This window comes from Streptomyces violaceoruber (assembly GCF_033406955.1).
In the GTDB taxonomy this organism is placed as follows: Bacteria; Actinomycetota; Actinomycetes; order Streptomycetales; family Streptomycetaceae; genus Streptomyces; species Streptomyces violaceoruber.
Genome location: NZ_CP137734.1, coordinates 6513153 through 6529884 on the forward strand (window position 1 = coordinate 6513153; position 16732 = coordinate 6529884).

Below are 16732 nucleotides of genomic sequence, written 5' to 3' on the forward strand. Positions count from 1 at the left end.
AGGCGGTCACAGCTTCCCGCCCCGCCCGCCCTCGCGCCGGGCGGGCGCGATGAGCGTCGACAGATACGGCAACGGCGCGCCGTCCAGCTCGCCGGCCGGCCGCACCGACTCCTCCGGCAGCCCCAGCGCCGACCCCCACACGGCGTCGTCGAGGCGCCCGCTCTCCCGCAGTGCCTCGGCCACCTCGGCCGCCTGACGGCCGAACTTGTAGGCGACGACCGTGCCGGGCCCGTGCAACGCCTCCTCGAGCACCGCGGACCCTGCGGTGACCGGCACCAGCGTCAACGGCTCCGTGCCCTCGGTCAGCACGGCCCCCGACCGCGCCGCGAGGTCCTGCATGGCGGTGATCCCCGGCACGGTCTGAACGACCGTCCCCGGCACGAGCGCGCCGACGGTCTGCGCGAGGTAGGTGAAGGTCGAGTACACGTTGGGATCACCGATGGTCGCGAAGGCGACGGCGGCATGCTCCCGCAGCAGCCCGGCCACCCGCTCACCGGCCGCGTCCCAGGCCGCCTCGCGCCGTGCCCGGTCGGTGCGCTCGTTCAGCGCGAACACGATCCGCACGATCTTCTCGGCGCCCACGTAGTGCAGCACGGTCGCCTCGGCGCGGCCGCGCTCGCCGGTGTCCATGACGGGCACGACCACGACATCGGCGCCCCGCAGCGCGTTGACCCCCTTCACGGTCACCAGCTCGGGGTCCCCGGGCCCGACCCCCACACCGATCAGCGTGCTGCTCATGACGTCCGGCACCTCTCCACGAACCGACGGGCGACACCGGGCTCGGCCGCCCAGTGCGTGTGCAGATAGCTCGCGTGCACACCGCGCTCCACGAATCCCTCGACGCGCCGCTCGGGCGCCCGCATCCCCCACGCCGGCGCCGCCCCGGCCCCCGGCTCCACCGCCGTCCGGTGGAACTCGTGCCCCCGCATCCGCGTCCCCGCCACGGCCAGCGCACTGTCGGACACGGCCACGGCGTCCCGGTAGCCCAGCGTCAGCCGCTCCGACATCCGCGCGGCGGCGTCCAGCACCCCGCACATCGGCAGCCCGTCCAGCTCCCGGCACAGATACAGCAGCCCCGCACACTCGGCGGCGACGGGAGCACCGCTGAACGCCAGCTCGGCGACGGACTTGCGCAGCCCCTCGTTGGCGGACAGCTCGGAGGCGTACACCTCGGGGAACCCGCCGCCGATGACGAGCCCTTGAGTGCCCTCCGGCAGTTCCTCGTCCCGCAGCGGATCGAACGTGACGACCTCGGCCCCGGCGGCGGCGAGCAGTTCGGTGTGCTCGGCGTAGGAGAAGGTGAAGGCCGCGCCACTGGCCATGGCGACGCGCCTTCTCAGCCCGTCCGGCGCTTGAGGACGAGGCCGGCCAGGCCGAACGAGGGGGTCCGGGGGCGCAGCCCCCGGGGACGGGACGGGGAGGGGCGGCGGGGGCGAGGAGACCAGGGCCTCACCCGCGTCCCAAGCCGCACAGGACAACGCACCGGTGCTGCGCGCCAGCCCGACCAACGCCTCCAGATCACACCCGTCGGCAACCCGCGCACCCATCGCCGCCACGGCATCCACCGCATCCGAGCCCCGCTCGGCAACAGGAACCAGCCCCAGATGCCGGGAAGGCGTCTCCACGGGAGCGGCCCGCCGCAACACCCCGAGGACCGGCACCCCGACGGAGTCCACCGCCTCCCGCAGCAACGCCTCGTGCCGGTCCGACGCCACCTTGTTCAGGATCACGCCCCCGATCCGCACCTCCGGGTCCCAGGACACGAACCCGTGCACCAGCGCCGCCACCGACCGCGACTGCGAGGACGCGTCCACGACCAGCACCACCGGCGCCCGCAACAGCTTCGCGACCTGCGCGGTGGACGCCAGCTCGCCCTCCCCGGCGGCCCCGTCGTACAGCCCCATCACGCCCTCGACCACGGCGATGTCGCACCCGCGCGCCCCGTGCAGGAACAGCGGCCCGACCAGCTCGGGCCCGCACAGGTACGCGTCGAGGTTGCGGCCCACCCGCCCGGTGGCGAGCGCGTGGTAGCCGGGGTCGATGTAGTCGGGCCCGACCTTGTGCGGGGACACGGCGAGCCCCCGCGCCGTGAGCGCGGCCATCAGCCCGGTGGCGACGGTGGTCTTGCCGCTCCCGGACGAGGGCGCGGCAATGACGAGCCGGGGAACGGCGGAGCCGGAGTCGGAGGAGGTCACCACTCGATGCCCCGCTGCCCCTTCTGCCCCGCGTCCATCGGATGCTTGACCTTGGACATGTCGGTGACGAGATCGGCGAACTCCACGAGGGCGCCGGGCGCGTTCCGCCCGGTGATCACGACGTGCTGGGTCCCCGGCCGCTCGCGCAGCACCGACACCACCTCGTCGGTGTCGACCCACCCCCAGTGCATCGGGTAGGCGAACTCGTCCAGCACGTACAGCTTGTACGTCTCGGCGGCCAAGTCCCGCTTGACCTGCTCCCAGCCCTCGCGGGCCTTCTCCTCGTTGTCCATCTGGGCGTCCCGCTGGACCCAGGACCAGCCCTCGCCCATCTTGTGCCAGTCGACGGACCCGCCCTCGCCGCTGGCCCCCAGCACCCGCAGGGCGTTCTCCTCGCCGACCTTCCACTTCGCCGACTTGACGAACTGGAACACCCCGATCGGCCACCCCTGGTTCCAGGCCCGCAGCGCCAGCCCGAAGGCGGCGGTGGACTTGCCCTTCCCGATGCCCGTGTGCACCACGACCAGCGGGCGGTTGCGCCGCTGACGGGTCGTCAGGCCGTCGTCCGGTACGACACTCGGTTTCCCCTGCGGCATTACGCGGCCCTCCTGCTGCTGCCCTGAACGTCCCTCACCAGACCGGCGATCGAGTCGGCCCGCAGCTCGTCCAGCGTCACCGCGGTACCGCCCAGCTCACCCGCGAGCTGCCCGGCGAGCCCGAGCCGCACGGGCCCCGACTCGCAGTCCACGACCACGGACGCGGTGCCCTCGGCCGCGAACAGCCGCGCAGCCCGCCCCGCCAGCGCGACGGGCTCGGGACCACCCGTGGCCCGCCCGTCCGTCACGACGACCATCAGTGGCCGCCGCGCCGGGTCCCGCAGTCGCTCCACCCGCAGCACCTCGTGGGCGCGCAGCAGCCCGGCGGCGAGCGGCGTACGCCCGCCCGTCGGCAGCGACTCCAGCCGCACCGCCGCCGCGTCGACCGACGACGTCGGCGGCAGCGCGACATCCGCGGCCGAACCCCGGAAGGTCACCAGCCCCACCTTGTCCCGCCGCTGATACGCGTCCAGCAGCAGCGACAGCACCGCGCCCTTGACGGCACTCATCCGCTGCCGCGCGGCCATCGACCCGGAGGCGTCGACGACGAACAGCACGAGGTTGCCCTCGCGCCCCTCGCGCGTCGCCTGCCGCAGATCGTCCCGGCGCACCACGAGACCGGGCCCGCTGCGGCCCCGCGCCCGCTGGTGCGGGGCGGCGGCCTGCACGGTGGCGGCCAGGTGCAGCTTGGTCAGGGCGCCCTGCGGCCGCCGGGCGCCCGTGGTCCGCCCGTGCTCGGTCCGCGCCCGCGAACGCCGCCCGGCGGCACCCTCGCCGAGCCCCGGCACGCTCAGCACCTTGGTCCGGAAGGGCTCGGCGGCACGCGCCGGCTGCTGCTCCCCGGCACCCGAGCCGGACGGCTGCGGCTCGCCGCCCTCCCCGGCCTCGGGCCGCGCGGCGGCGTCGCCATCGCCCTGCGGCGCGTCATCGGGCTCCGGCTGCCCGCCGGGACCGCCGCCGGGCCCCGGATCGGGATCGTCGTCCCCGTCGGGCCCGTCCCCGTCCTGCCCGCCGAACTCCTCCAGCGTCTCGTCCAGCTTGTCCTCGTCGAGCCCCGGCGCGTCGAACGGGTTGCGCCGCCGCCGGTGGGGCAGCGCGAGCAGGGCCGCCTGCCGCACGTCCTCGGCGAGCACCTCGGTCCGCCCGGCCCAGGCCGCCAGCGCGGTCGCCGTACGCGCCATCACGATGTCGGCCCGCATGCCGTCCACCTCGAAGGCCGCGCAGGTCGCCGCGATCTGCCGCAGCGCCCCGTCGCCCAGGCGCACCGACGGCAGCAGTTCCCGCGCCCCCACGATCCGCGCCCGTACGGCGGCCTCCTCGTCGGCCCAGCGCGCGGCGAAACCGGCCGGGTCGTCGTCGTACGCCAGCCGGCGCCGTACGACCTCCACCCGCTGGTCGGGCTCGCGCGAGGCGGCGACCTCGACCGTCAGTCCGAACCGGTCGAGCAACTGCGGCCGCAGCTCGCCCTCTTCGGGGTTCATGGTGCCGACCAGCAGGAACTTCGAGGCGTGCCGCACCGACACGCCCTCGCGCTCGACGTACGAGGCGCCCATCGCGGCGGCGTCGAGGAGCAGGTCGACCAGGTGGTCGTGGAGCAGGTTGACCTCGTCGACGTACAGGATTCCGCGGTGCGCGTCGGCCAGCAGGCCGGGCTCGAAGGCCTTCACGCCCTCCGCCAGCGCCCGCTCGATGTCGAGGGCGCCCACCAGCCGGTCCTCGGAGGCCCCGACGGGCAGCTCGACCATCCGCGCCGGACGCGACGCGAACGCGCCCGGCTCGTGCGGGCCGTCCGGGCAGGCAGGGTCGGGGGAGTCGGGGTCGCAGGAGAAACGGCACCCGGAGACGACGTCCACCTCGGGCATCAGCGCCGACAGCGCACGCACGGCCGTGGACTTCGCGGTGCCCTTCTCGCCGCGCACCAGCACACCGCCGACGGCCGGGGAGACGGCGTTCAACAGCAGCGCGAGCCGCAGGTCGTCCTGGCCCACGACGGCCGTGAACGGGAACGGGGTACTCACTTGTCGTCGCCCTCCAAGTCGCCTTCGAGCTCCAGATAGGTGGCGCGCAGCCGCTCCAGCGTCTCCGCGTCGGGTTCGGCCCACAGGCCGCGGTCCGCCGCCTCCAGCAGCCGCTCGGTGATGCCGCGCAGCGCCCACGGGTTGGACTTCTTCATGAAGTCCCGGTTCTCGGGCGAGAACACGTACTCGGCGCTGAGCCGCTCGTACATCCAGTCGTCCACGACACCGGCCGTGGCGTCGTACCCGAAGAGGTAGTCCACGGTGGCCGCCATCTCGAAGGCGCCCTTGTAGCCGTGGCGCCGCATCGCGGCCATCCAGCGAGGGTTGACCACCCGGGCCCGGAAGACGCGGTGCGTCTCCTCGCCCAGCGTCCGGGTCTTCACCTGGTCGGGAGTGGCGGAGTCGCCGACGTAAGCCTCGGGGGAGTCCCCCGTGAGGTGCCGCACCATGGCGACCATGCCGCCGTGGTACTGGAAGTAGTCGTCGGCGTCGACGAGGTCGTGCTCGCGCGTGTCGACGTTCTTCGCCGCCACCGCGATCCGCCGGAACGCCGTCTCCATGTCCCCGCGAGCCGCCCGCCCGTCGAGCCCGCGCCCGTAGGCGTAACCGCCCCACACCGCGTACACCTCGGCGAGGTCCGCGTCGGAGCGCCAGTTGCGGGCGTCGATCAACGGCAGCAGACCCGCGCCGTACGCACCCGGCTTGGAGCCGAAGATGCGGGAGGTCGCCCGGCGCCGGTCGCCGTGCTCGGCGGTGTCCTCGTCGGCGTGCGCCTTCACGAAGTTGGACGATGCGGGCTCGTCCAGCTCCGCCACCGCCCGCACCGCGTCGTCGATCAGCCCCACCACGTGCGGGAACGCGTCCCGGAAGAAGCCCGAGATGCGCACCGTGACGTCCACGCGCGGCCGGCCCAGTTCCGCCACCGGGACCACCTCGAAGCCCGTCACCCGGCGCGAGGCGTCGTCCCAGATCGGACGGCAGCCCAGCAGCGCCAGGATCTCGGCGATGTCGTCGCCCTGGGTACGCATCGCGGAGGTGCCCCACACCGTGAGGCCGACGGACTTCGGGTACTCACCGGTGTCGCTCAGGTACCGCTGGATCAGCGAGTCCGCCAGCGACTGCCCGACCTCCCAGCTCAGCCGGGACGGGATCGCCTTCGGGTCGACGGAGTAGAAGTTCCGGCCGGTCGGCAGGACGTTGACCAGCCCGCGGGTCGGGGAGCCCGACGGCCCCGCCGGGACGTAACCGCCGTCCAGGGCCCGCAGGATGTGCCCGATCTCGTCGGAGGTCCGGGCGAGGCGCGGCACGACCTCCGCACAGGCGAACTCCAGCACCGCCGCCGCTTCGGCGAGTTCGGCGCCCAGCACGTCGCGCACCAGACCCGGAACGGCCTCCGCGTCCCACTCCCGCAGCTCCATCCCCTCCGCGAACCGCCGGCACAGCTGCTCCAGCAGGTCGATCGCGTCGGCCGCCGACCGCGCCGGCCCGTCCACCAGGTCCGTCAGTTCCGCCGGGACCTTCACCGGGGCGCCCGGCGCGGCCAGCAGTTCCTTCTCCACCAGTCCGAAGTGCGCGGCCAGACAGGCCCGCAGCCCCGGCAGCGCGTTCGCCTGCCCGCCCCACACCTGTGAGGCGCGCAGCACCGCCAGGACGAGGTTGACCCGCGGCTCGCCGACCGGGCCGCCGCCCAGGATGTGCAGGCCGTCGCGGATCTGCACGTCCTTGATCTCGCACAGGTAGCCGTCGATGTGCATGACGAACTCGTCGAAGGCGTCGTCGTCCGGCTGGTCGTCCACGTGCAGGTCGTGGTGCAGCTCGGCCGCCTTGACCAGCGTCCAGATCTGGGCCCGGACCGCCGGCGCCTTCGTCGGGTCCAGGTCGGAGACGAGCGCGTACTCGTCGAGCAGCTGCTCCAGCTTGGCCAGGTCGCCGTACGTGTCGGCGCGCGCCATCGGGGGGACGAGATGGTCGACGACCGTGGCGTGCCCGCGGCGCTTGGCCTGGGTGCCCTCGCCGGGGTCGTTGACGATGAACGGGTAGATCAGCGGCAGGTCGCCCAGGACCGCGTCGGGCGCGCAGCCCGCGCTCAGCCCCAGCCCCTTGCCCGGCAGCCACTCCATCGTGCCGTGCTTGCCCATGTGCACGATCGCGTCGGCGCCGAAGCTGTGCTCCAGCCAGCGGTAGGCGGCCATGTAGTGGTGCGACGGCGGCATGTCCGGGTCGTGGTAGATCGCGATCGGGTTCTCGCCGAAGCCGCGCGGCGGCTGGATCATCACCACGACGTTCCCGAACCGGAGGGAGGCCAGCACGATGTCGTCGCCGTCCACGTACAGCGAGCCCGGCGGCTCGCCCCACGCCTCCCGCATACCGTCCCGCAGCTCCGGGTCCAGCTGCTCGAACCAGGCCCGGTAGTCGGCCAGCGGCACCCGCGCGGGCGCCGACGCCAGCTGGTCCTCCGTCAGCCACTCCACGTCGTGACCGCCCGCCTCGATCAGCCGGTGGATCAACTCGTCGCCCTCGGCGGGGTAGTCGGTGACCCCGTACCCCGCGTCCCTGAGCGCGTCCAGCACCCGCACGGCCGACGCCGGGGTGTCGAGACCGACCGCGTTGCCGACCCGGGAGTGCTTGGTCGGGTACGCCGTGAAGACCAGCGCGAGCTTCTTCCCGGCGTTCGGCTTGTGCCCGAGCGCCGCGTGCCGGACGGCGATTCCGGCGACGCGCGCGGCCCGCTCGGGGTCGGCGACGTAGACCGGCACCTCGTCCGGACCCTGCTCCTTGAAGGAGAACGGCACCGTGACCAGCCGGCCGTCGAACTCCGGGATCGCCACCTGCATCGCCGCGTCCATGGGGGACAGGGCGGCGTCGGAGGCCTCCCAGGCGGCCCGGGAGGAGGTGAGGCAGAGCCCTTGCAGCACCGGCACGTCCAGGTCGGCCAGCGCGCCGATGTCCCAGGCCTCCTCGTCACCGCCCGCCGAGGCCTGCGAGGCGTGCGTGCCCCCTGCCGCGAGGACGGTGGCGACCAGGGCGTCGGCCCGGCCCAGCAGTTCGTACAGCCCGGGGTCCGCGCCGCGCAGCGAACCGCAGTACACCGGCAGGGCGTTGGCGCCGCGCGCCTCGATCGCGTCGCACAGCGTGTCGACGAACGCGGTGTTGCCGCTGAGCTGGTGGGCGCGGTAGAAGAGCACGCCGACCGTCGGGCGGCCCGCCACGGCGTCCCGGGAGCCGTGGACGCCGTACTCTGGCATCTTCCGCGGCTCGTCGAAGCCCTCCCCGGTCAGCAGCACCGTGTCGGACAGGAACCGCGCGAGCTGGGTGAGGTTGTCGGGGCCGCCCTCGACCAGGTAGCGCAGGGCCTCCGCCACCACCCCGGCGGGGACCGAGGACTCCGCCATCAGCTCCGCGTCCGGCACGCTCTCGCCGCCCAGCAGGACGGTCGGGATGCCGGCGGACCTCAGCGCGGCGAGCCCGTCCTCCCAGGCGCGCTTGCCGCCGAGCAGGCGCACGACGGCGAGGTCCGCGCCGTCGACCAGGCCCGGCAGTTCCTCCCCGACGTCGACCCGGGTCGGGTTGCCGATCCGGTAGGCGGCGTCCGACGCGCGGGCCGCCAGCAGGTCCGTGTCGGCGGTCGACAACAACAGCACTGTGCTCATGCGGGCGCTCCCGGTGGAATGAAGGGCAGTCCTTGCGGCGCGCCGGACTCGATGAGCCGCCACAGCGCGTCCGTGTCCGCGTGGTGTTCGATCAGGTCGCCGAGCCGGTCGAGCTGCTCCTCGCGCAGCGCGGCGAACGAGGTGTCGGGGGCCGGCACGAAGCGGCGGCCCGCGGCGGCGGCCACCTCGCGCAGGAACGCCCGCCGGAAGCCGTCCGACTCCAGCGAGCCGTGCCAGTGCGTGCCCCAGGTCCGGCCGACCCGGCAGCCGTCCAAGAAGGGCGCCCCGCCCGTCACTTCGGCGACGCCGTGGTGGATCTCGTACCCCTCGACGGGCTCGCCGAGGGCTTCGCCCACCGGCCGGGTGAGGGTCTTCTCCCGGTCGAACCGCACCCGCACGGGGAGCAGTCCCAGCCCGTCCACGTGCCCGGCGCGCGACTCGACCTCGTCCTCGATGTGCTCGCCGAGGAGCTGGTAGCCGCCGCAGATGCCGAGCACGGGCCGCCGCTCGGCCGCCCTGCGCGCGATCGCGTCCGCGAGCCCCCGCTCCCGCAGCCACTCCAGGGCCCGGACCGTCCCGCGCGTCCCCGGCACGATCACCAGGTCGGCGTCGGCCAGTTCCTCCGGACGGTCCACGAACCGCACCACGACACCGGGTTCGGCGGCCAGCGCGTCCACGTCCGTGAAGTTGGACATGAGCGGGACCGCGCAGACCGCGACCCGCAGCACGTCCTCGCCGACCGGCGGCGCGACGGCCGACTCCCGCACCGTCCCGCGCAGCGAGACCCGCAGCCCGTCCTCCTCGTCGATGCCGAGCCCGTGCCGGAACGGCAGCACGCCGTACGTCCGCCGCCCGGTGAGGCCGTGCAGCATGTCGAGGCCCGGCTCCAGCAGCGAGACGTCGCCCCGGAACTTGTTCACCAGGAACCCGGCGACCAGTGCCTGGTCCTCGGGCGCCAGCAGCGCCACCGTGCCGAAGAAGGACGCGAAGACGCCGCCGCGGTCGATGTCGCCGACGACGAGGACGGGGAGTCCGGCGCCCCGGGCGATCCCCATGTTCACGATGTCGGTGCGGCGCAGGTTGATCTCGGCGGGGCTGCCGGCACCCTCGCAGATCACCGCGTCGTAGGTGCCGCGCAGTTCGGCCAGCGAGTCGAGCACCGTGCCGAGCAGCCGCTCCTGGCGCCCGCCGTGATAGCCGCGGGCGCTCATCTCGCCCACGGGCCTGCCGAGCAGCACGACCTGGCTGCTGCGCTCCCCGCCCGGCTTGAGCAGCACGGGGTTCATGTGCGCGGTCGGCTCCACCCGGCAGGCCTGGGCCTGCATGGCCTGCGCCCGCCCGATCTCGGCGCCGTCCCGGGTCACGAAGGAGTTGAGCGACATGTTCTGCGCCTTGAAGGGCGCCACCTTGACGCCCTGGCGGACCAGCCAGCGGCAGATCCCGGCGGTGACGACGCTCTTGCCGGCGTCGGAGGTGGTGCCGGCGACGAGGAGGCCACCGTTCATGAGGTACGTCCCTTCGTGACACCCGGGTTCTTCGCGGCGGCCCGGCGCGCGAGCAGCCGCGCGCCCGCGCACACCCCCAGCGCCAGCCAGCCCACGCGCCGGGACAGCCGTACGGCACGGTCGATGTCGCCGGAACCGGCCCGTACGGCGCGTCCCGCGGCGCCGTTGAGGACGGGCCGGTGCTCGACCCGCCCGCCGTAGGAGAGCGTGCCGCCGAGCCGCACGCCGAGGGCGCCCGCGAAGGAGGCCTCCACGGGCCCGGCGTTGGGACTCGGATGCTGTGCGGCGTCCGCCCGCCAGGCCCGTACGGCGCCGCGCGGGGCGCCGCCCGCCACGGTGGTCAGCACGGCGGTGAGGCGGGCGCCCGGCCAGCCCGCGAGGTCGTCGAGGCGGGCCGAGGCCCAGCCGTAGCGGCGGTACCTGGGCGACTTGTGGCCGACCATCGCGTCCAGCGTGTTCACGGCCCGGAAGCCGAGCAGCCCGGGCACCCCGGCCACCGCGCCCCAGACCAGGGCGCCCACCACCGCGTCCGAGGTGTTCTCGGCGACGGACTCCACGACGGCCCGGGCGATCCCGTCGGCGTCCAGCGCCTGCGGGTCCCGCCCGCACAGGTGCGGCAGCCGCGCCCGCGCCGCCTCGACGTCGCCGGCCTCCAGGGCCCGGCCGATCGCGGTGGCCTCGCGGGCCAGCGAGGTGCCGCCGACGACCGACCAGGTGGCCGCGGCGGTCAGCGCGACGGAGGCGGCGGGGGAGCGGCGTACGGCGTGCGCGGCGGCCGAGCCGAGGACGGCGGCGCCGCCGGCGCACACGACGGTGTGCAGGGCGCCCCAGCCCCGGTGGTCCCGCCACAGCACCCGTTCCACGGCGCCCGCGGCACGGCCGAACGCGGCGACCGGGTGTCCGCGGCGAGGATCGCCGAGGAGGAGGTCACCGAGGAGGCCGGCGGCGGCGCCGTACGCGAAGACGCGTCCGGCACGCACGGCTCAACCGGCCGTGGGAAGGGGAAGTCGAAGCGTGTCGCTGGTGAGCCCGAAACGGCAGCCGCGCATGGCGATAGGTCCTCACTCAGGGTGTCCGCGCCCTGGTTCGAAGAGCACGGCGGCAAGAGTTCCTGGCTCCCGGGGATCCTGTCCCCGGTCACAGTGGCGGGACCGCGCCGGATTCGCACCGGGCTTCCTCTTCTGCCGCCGTAGATGGCCCCGGAAGTCCACCACGGCCCGCGAACACCCGTCAACCTGGCGTTGACCTGCGACGGGGGAGTGTGCGAAGGCCCACACCCGAGTGGTGGGCGCCGGCGCGCGAAGAGGCGGGGCGCGGAACGGTTCGAGTCCGTCCCGCGCCCCGCCCCGGGGGCGTGCGCCCGTGAGACGGGCGACGCTCAGGCGACGATCAGATAGATCCCGTACGCCACCGCCGCAGTGCAGGCCGCGAAGCAGGCGTAGGCGCCGGTGACCGCGAGGGCCGCGGAGCCGCCCCGGGCGGCGGCCCGCTCCTGGCGGGAGAGGCCGACGATGCCGAGGGTGAACAGGCCCACCAGGGCCACCGTGACCACGAGGCTGACGCCGAAGACGGAGCCGAGGGCTGCCCAGTCGATGCTCATGGAGGTTCGCTTCCTTCGTACCCGGCAGGCGGGTTCAGACGGTGGTGGCGGCCGACGGGGCCTTGGGGTCGGGGGTGGTGGCCGGGGCGGGGAGGGTGGCCGCCAGTTCCTCGGTCGCGCCCGTCGGGGGCGGCGACACGGCGGCCATCGCCGTGGTGACCACACCGGCGGGCTCGGGCTGCCCCGGCCCCTCGGTGTCCACCGGACCGCCGTCGACGACGTTGGTGTGGTCGACGACCTCCCGGCGGGAGATCCGCCAGATCGCGAAGCTGGAGGCGATCAGGAACACCGCGACGAGGGCCGTGCCCCAGTCGCCGGCGCGGCAGACCCACTCGGCGAGCGCGGCGACCAGGGCCGCGGCCGGCAGCGTCAGGCCCCAGGCGACGAACATCCGGGTGGCCGTGGACCAGCGGACCACGCCGCCCTTGCGGCCGAGGCCCGCGCCCATCACCGCACCGGAGACCGAGTGCGTGGTGGACAGCGAGAAGCCGAGGTGGGAGGAGGCCAGGATGACCGTGGCGGCGCTGGTCTGGGCGGCGAAGCCCTGCTGCGGCTGGAGGTCGGTCAGGCCCTTGCCCATGGTGCGGATGATGCGCCAGCCGCCCAGGTAGGTGCCGAGCGCGATGGCCAGGCCCGCGCTCAGGATGACCCACACCGGCGGGTCGGAGTCGGGGGCGAGCGAGCCGCCGGCGATCAGGGCGAGGGTGATGATGCCCATGGTCTTCTGGGCGTCGTTGGTGCCGTGCGCCAGCGAGACCAGACCGGCGGAGGCGATCTGCCCGGCCCGGTAACCCTTCGCGGCGGCCCTGCCGTCGGCCCTGCGGCCCAGCGAGTACGTCATCCGGGACGCCAGCAGCGCCGCGAGGCCGGCCACGATCGGGGCGGCGATCGCCGGGAGGAGCACCTTGGTGACGAGCACGTCGCCGTTGACCGCGCCGATACCGGCCGAGGCGACGGCGGCACCGATCAGGCCGCCCATCAGGGCGTGCGAGGAGCTGGACGGGAGCCCGACCAGCCAGGTCAGGAGGTTCCAGAGGATCGCGCCGACCAGGGCGGCGAAGATGACCTCGGGACGGATGCCGGTCTCGTCGACGAGACCCTTGGAGATCGTGTTGGCGACCTCCACCGAGAGGAAGGCGCCTACAAGGTTGAGGACGGCGGACATCGCCACCGCCACCTTGGGCTTGAGCGCACCGGTCGAAATGGTCGTCGCCATCGCGTTCGCGGTGTCGTGGAAACCGTTCGTGAAATCAAACGCGAGTGCGGTTACCACCACAATCGCGAGGATCAGCGAGAAGCTTTCCATTTACCCAGGCAATCGTTCGAGGTCGTTGGCGCGACGAACGTAAGTAACCAGGGTGAACGGAAGATGAACTGGGCAGGGCGCCACGGTGACCGGAAGCGGGGTCGCGGCCTCCCTCTGCGTGCCCGCTCCGGTGCTCTCCGGAGACGTCCCTGGCAGGATCACCGGGAGGCCGTTCGGCGACGGCACGCGAGGGGCCCGCGGGCGGCCCGGGAGGAGGCGGTGACTGTGACGTATTCGCGGGCCGGAGGGGCGGAAGGGGCCGGGGAGCCGGACCGGGAAGCGGCCGGGGATCCGACCGCGGGGCCGGCCCGGGAAGCGGCCTGGGCGGAACTCGTCGCGACGGCCCGGCGGACGGTCGCCGACGGACTGGTGGTGGGCACCTCCGGCAACGTCTCGGTGCGCGTCGGCGACACGGTCCTGGTCACCCCGTCGGGCGTCCCCTACGACCGGCTGACCCCGGACGACGCGACCGGCGTCGACCTGGACGGACGGCAGGTGCTCGGCACCCTCGTCCCCACCAGCGAACTGCCCATGCACCTCGCCGTGTACCGCGCCGACCCCGGCGCCCGGGCCGTCGTCCACACCCACGCCGTGCACGCGACGGCGGTCTCGCTGCTCGTCCCCGAACTCCCGCCGGTGCACTACATGACCGCCGCCCTCGGCGGCCCCGTCCGGGTCGCCCCCTACGCGGCCTACGGCACCGCCGAACTCGCCCGCGGCATGCTCGACGCCCTCGCCGGCCGCACCGGCTGCCTGCTCCGCAACCACGGCACGATCACCTACGGCACCTCCCTCGACCAGGCCTACGACCGCACCGCCCAGCTCGAGTGGATGTGCCGCCTGTGGCTGACCGCGTCCTCGGTGCCCGGCCACTCGCCGTCCCTGCTGACGCCGGCCCAGCTCGCCGAGGTGACCGAACGCCTCCGGGGGTACGGGCAGCGAAGCTGACGCGCGGTGCGTGCCCGGCGGCTGCGCGGGTACCGGCTACGGGACACGAAGACCCCGTCACCCACTGTCACGCGTCCACTGGCCGCCCGAGGACTCCACCAGGAGACTGGCCCCATGCGCACTGTCACCGCAACGGCAGCCGCCGTCACCGCAGCACTGGCGACCGGAGTGGCGAGCGTCGCCGCCGGCCGGCTCGCCAGCGACGCCGCGCTCAAGGCGCCCCCCGGCCGGCCCCTGCCCACCGAGCCCCGGCTCACCGTGCACGGGACCGCCGCCGGGCAGATCACCCTCACCCGGCACCTGGCCGCCCTGCGCCCCGGCCGGTACGGGCTCGCCGGCGACGGCTCCCACGCCGTCCTCGGCCCCGTCCTGGACACCGCCGAGCACGGCGCCGACACCGTCGTACGCCGCCTCGAACGCGTCACGCACGGCACCCTCGCGACCGGCGACCGGGCGTGGTTCACCCCCAACCTGTACGTCGGGAACCCGGGCACGGCCCTCGACCTCGAGTACGCCGACGTCGAGGTCCCGGGGGAACTCGGCCCGCTCCCGGCCTGGTTCCTGCCCGGGGCCCGGCCGACCTGGATCGTCGCCGTGCACGGCCTGGCCGCCACCCGCGAACACGCGCTGAACCTGATCGCCCCCCTGCACCGCCGCAACGTCCCGGTGCTCGCCCTCGCCTACCGCGGCGACGTCGGCGCACCGCCCTCGCCCGACGGCCTGCACCACTTCGGCGAGACCGAGTGGCGCGACGTGGACGCGGCCGTCCGCTACGCCCTCGACCACGGCGCCCGCCAGGTCGTCCTGCTCGGCTGGTCCACCGGCGCCACCATGGCGCTGCGCACCGCCGCGCTCTCCGGCGTGCGCGAGCGCATCGCGGGGCTCGTCCTGGACTCACCGGTGCTCAGCTGGGAGACCACCCTGCGCGCCCTGGCCGCCGCCCGCCGCACCCCCGGCGCGCTCCTGCCGCTCGCCGTCCGGGCCGCGCAGGGCCGCGCCGGGCTGCACGCCGACCGGGACACCGGCACCGCCGGTCTGCACCGCCCGGCCGTGCCCACCCTGATCTTCCACGGCCCCGGCGACGAAGTGGCCCCCTGGCGCCTCTCCCGCCGCCTCGCCGACACGCACCCGCGCCTGGTCGCCCTCCACACCGTCCGGGACGCCCCGCACGGCGCCATGTGGAACGCCGACCCCGCGGACTACGAGGAGACCCTCCGCCGCTTCATGACCCCGCTGGTGTGACCCCCCGCCACGCCCCCTCCGCGCGACCTCCGCCGGGTCCACGCCCCCTCGGCGCCACCCCCGCCGGCCCCGCGCCCCACCCACCGTCCCCGCCCGTCCCCGCGCGCGTCGCTCCGGTTCCGTTCAGCGCCGTACCACTGGCCTGATCCGGTGCCCGGACGCTGCGCCGGGCCCCCGCGTGCCCCGTCCCGGGAGGCCGCCGGGGCATTCCGTTTGGGTTTTCGGACCGTCAACCGGAAGACTGCACCCGTGACGTCCCGTATCCCGCGCGACTCCAGGCTTCGACTCGTCCGCCCGCGACCCCTGGCCGCCGCCCCCCAAGCGATGAATCAGCGGCGTCCGCGCCGCCCCGCGCCGCGCCCCCCGGAAGGCACACCGGCCCGCTCGGAGCTGGCCGGAATGGCGCGCTCCGGTCTTGCCGACGCGGCCCGCGTCGCCCGCTGGGCCGACTCCGCGCTCGGCCCCGGCCGCGGCAGTGCGACCGCCGACGGCAAGGCCACCCTGTCCGACGCCACCGCCGCCCACGCGGCCCGCGAGCTGGGCCTGCCCGTGGCCAAGGTCCGCGCCGACTGGGACACCGCCCGCCTCGCCGGACTGGTCGAGGTGCACGGCGGCACCGCCCGCCCCGGCTGGCGGCTGCGCGCCTGGAACCGCGACGACAGCGCCGTGCTGCGCGGCTGGGTCGCCCTCTTCGACGCCTGGTCGCTCGCCCATCCGGAGCCCGCCGGACACGAGCCCGGCGCGGTGGCCGAGGTCGTCTCCGCGATGCCCCAGGTGCTCTCCTTCCTCCAGCTGTCCGCCGGGCCCGTCCCCGTGGCGCAGCTCCTGGACCTGCTGGAGCAGCGCGTCACCGAACTGCGCACCGAACGTTGCGAGGTGCCCTACGGCCCCCGGCTCGAACCCGGCACCCCGGGCGCCGAGCCGGACCCGGCCCCGGCCACGGACACCGCGCTCGCCCCCCTCCTCGACTGGGCCCTGCACGCCCTCGCCGCCGTCGGCGCCCTCACCTGCGGCGACGGGCAGGCCACGCTCACCCCGCTCGGCAGCTGGGCGGTCTGGGTCAAGCTGGAGCAGATCTGCGTCGCCGCGCAGAGCCCCGCCGGCAACATCGAGCAGTCGGCCGAGGGCATGCTCCGCGGCTGCGGCCGGCTCCGCCCCAACGCCGCCCGCGCCGAGTACCGGGCCTGGCTCGCCGCCCGCCCCGTCGGCAGCGCCGTCGCCGAACTGCTCGGCGCCGCCCGCGGCGAGGACGCCCTGCTGCGCGGCCTCGCCTTCGAGGCGCTGCGCGTCGTCGGCGCCCCCGCCGAGCCCGACGTCCGCGGCGTCCTCGACGAGCCGACGCTCAGGCCGTACGCGCTGCTGTGGCTGGCCGAGCACGACGGTGCCGACCCCGAGGACGCCCACGAGGTCCTCACCCGCCCGGAGGCCACCTGGCTGTGGGTCGACACCGCGGCCGCCGTCGCCGACCACGGGGAGGCCCCGCTGCTGGTGCGGCATCTGGAGTCGGCCGTGCAGGCCACCGTCCCGGCCCTGCTCGACGAGGTCCGCGCGGTCGGCCACCCCCGCACCGTGCAGGTCCTGGTGGCGCTGGCCGCCGCGCACCCGGACCCCGCCCTGGCCAAGGCCGTACGCCGGGCGGCCTTCCAGGTGCACACCGGGGGCAGCTGACCGG

At 74.9% G+C, this 16732-nt stretch carries 12 protein-coding genes and 1 riboswitch; of the genes, 3 read left to right on the forward strand and 9 right to left on the reverse strand.

Features of this window, described 5'->3' with window-relative positions; translation table 11 throughout:
* Positions 1 to 6 precede the first annotated feature (6 nt).
* The 9 genes from cobI to pitH all read right to left on the reverse strand — a co-directional run bounded on the left by cobI (position 7) and on the right by pitH (position 12870).
* Positions 7 to 738 carry a precorrin-2 C(20)-methyltransferase gene (gene cobI / locus R2E43_RS29115; protein ID WP_191850969.1) on the reverse strand — a complete coding sequence of 244 codons (732 nt, stop codon included), beginning with the start codon at positions 736 to 738 and terminating at the stop codon, positions 7 to 9.
* The gene (locus tag R2E43_RS29120; protein WP_189284576.1) at positions 735 to 2195 is read right to left on the reverse strand and encodes a cobyrinate a,c-diamide synthase; all 1461 of its coding nucleotides are present in this window, start codon (positions 2193 to 2195) and stop codon (positions 735 to 737) included. Before R2E43_RS29120 ends, cobI begins: the two co-directional genes overlap by 4 nt.
* A complete protein-coding gene (gene cobO / locus R2E43_RS29125; protein ID WP_003976969.1) occupies positions 2192 to 2791 on the reverse strand; it encodes a cob(I)yrinic acid a,c-diamide adenosyltransferase in 600 nt (199 codons plus the stop codon). The genes R2E43_RS29120 and cobO overlap by 4 nt, the downstream gene beginning before the upstream one ends.
* Positions 2791 to 4809 (reverse strand): putative cobaltochelatase, encoded by a 2019-nt coding sequence (locus tag R2E43_RS29130; RefSeq protein WP_003976970.1) that lies wholly within the window; start codon positions 4807 to 4809, stop codon positions 2791 to 2793. Before R2E43_RS29130 ends, cobO begins: the two co-directional genes overlap by 1 nt.
* A complete protein-coding gene (cobN, locus tag R2E43_RS29135) occupies positions 4806 to 8459 on the reverse strand; it encodes a cobaltochelatase subunit CobN (protein ID WP_332056705.1) in 3654 nt (1217 codons plus the stop codon). The genes R2E43_RS29130 and cobN overlap by 4 nt, the downstream gene beginning before the upstream one ends.
* On the reverse strand, positions 8456 to 9964 hold the full coding sequence (locus R2E43_RS29140; RefSeq protein WP_030868670.1) for a cobyric acid synthase: 1509 nt from the start codon (positions 9962 to 9964) through the stop codon (positions 8456 to 8458). The genes cobN and R2E43_RS29140 overlap by 4 nt, the downstream gene beginning before the upstream one ends.
* Entirely contained in the window at positions 9961 to 10944 is a 984-nt protein-coding gene (locus R2E43_RS29145) for a cobalamin biosynthesis protein (protein ID WP_038535017.1), read from the reverse strand. Before R2E43_RS29145 ends, R2E43_RS29140 begins: the two co-directional genes overlap by 4 nt.
* Positions 10945 to 11048: 104 nt before the next feature.
* Positions 11049 to 11190, reverse strand: a riboswitch (cobalamin riboswitch).
* Between the two features lie 152 nt (positions 11191 to 11342).
* A complete protein-coding gene (locus tag R2E43_RS29150) occupies positions 11343 to 11564 on the reverse strand; it encodes a hypothetical protein (RefSeq protein WP_003976975.1) in 222 nt (73 codons plus the stop codon).
* A 34-nt stretch (positions 11565 to 11598) separates the two neighbouring features.
* Positions 11599 to 12870, reverse strand: a complete 1272-nt coding sequence (gene pitH, locus R2E43_RS29155) for a low-affinity phosphate transporter PitH (RefSeq protein WP_003976976.1) — start codon at positions 12868 to 12870, stop codon at positions 11599 to 11601.
* A 225-nt stretch (positions 12871 to 13095) separates the two neighbouring features.
* Here pitH and R2E43_RS29160 point away from each other — a divergent pair, with 225 nt between their 5' ends.
* From R2E43_RS29160 to R2E43_RS29170, 3 genes are all read left to right on the forward strand, one after another.
* A complete protein-coding gene (locus R2E43_RS29160; RefSeq protein ID WP_003976977.1) occupies positions 13096 to 13818 on the forward strand; it encodes a class II aldolase/adducin family protein in 723 nt (240 codons plus the stop codon).
* Between the two features lie 114 nt (positions 13819 to 13932).
* Entirely contained in the window at positions 13933 to 15060 is a 1128-nt protein-coding gene (locus R2E43_RS29165) for an alpha/beta hydrolase family protein (protein ID WP_003976978.1), read from the forward strand.
* Between the two features lie 249 nt (positions 15061 to 15309).
* Entirely contained in the window at positions 15310 to 16728 is a 1419-nt protein-coding gene (locus R2E43_RS29170; protein ID WP_173668717.1) for a hypothetical protein, read from the forward strand.
* Positions 16729 to 16732: the final 4 nt, after the last annotated feature.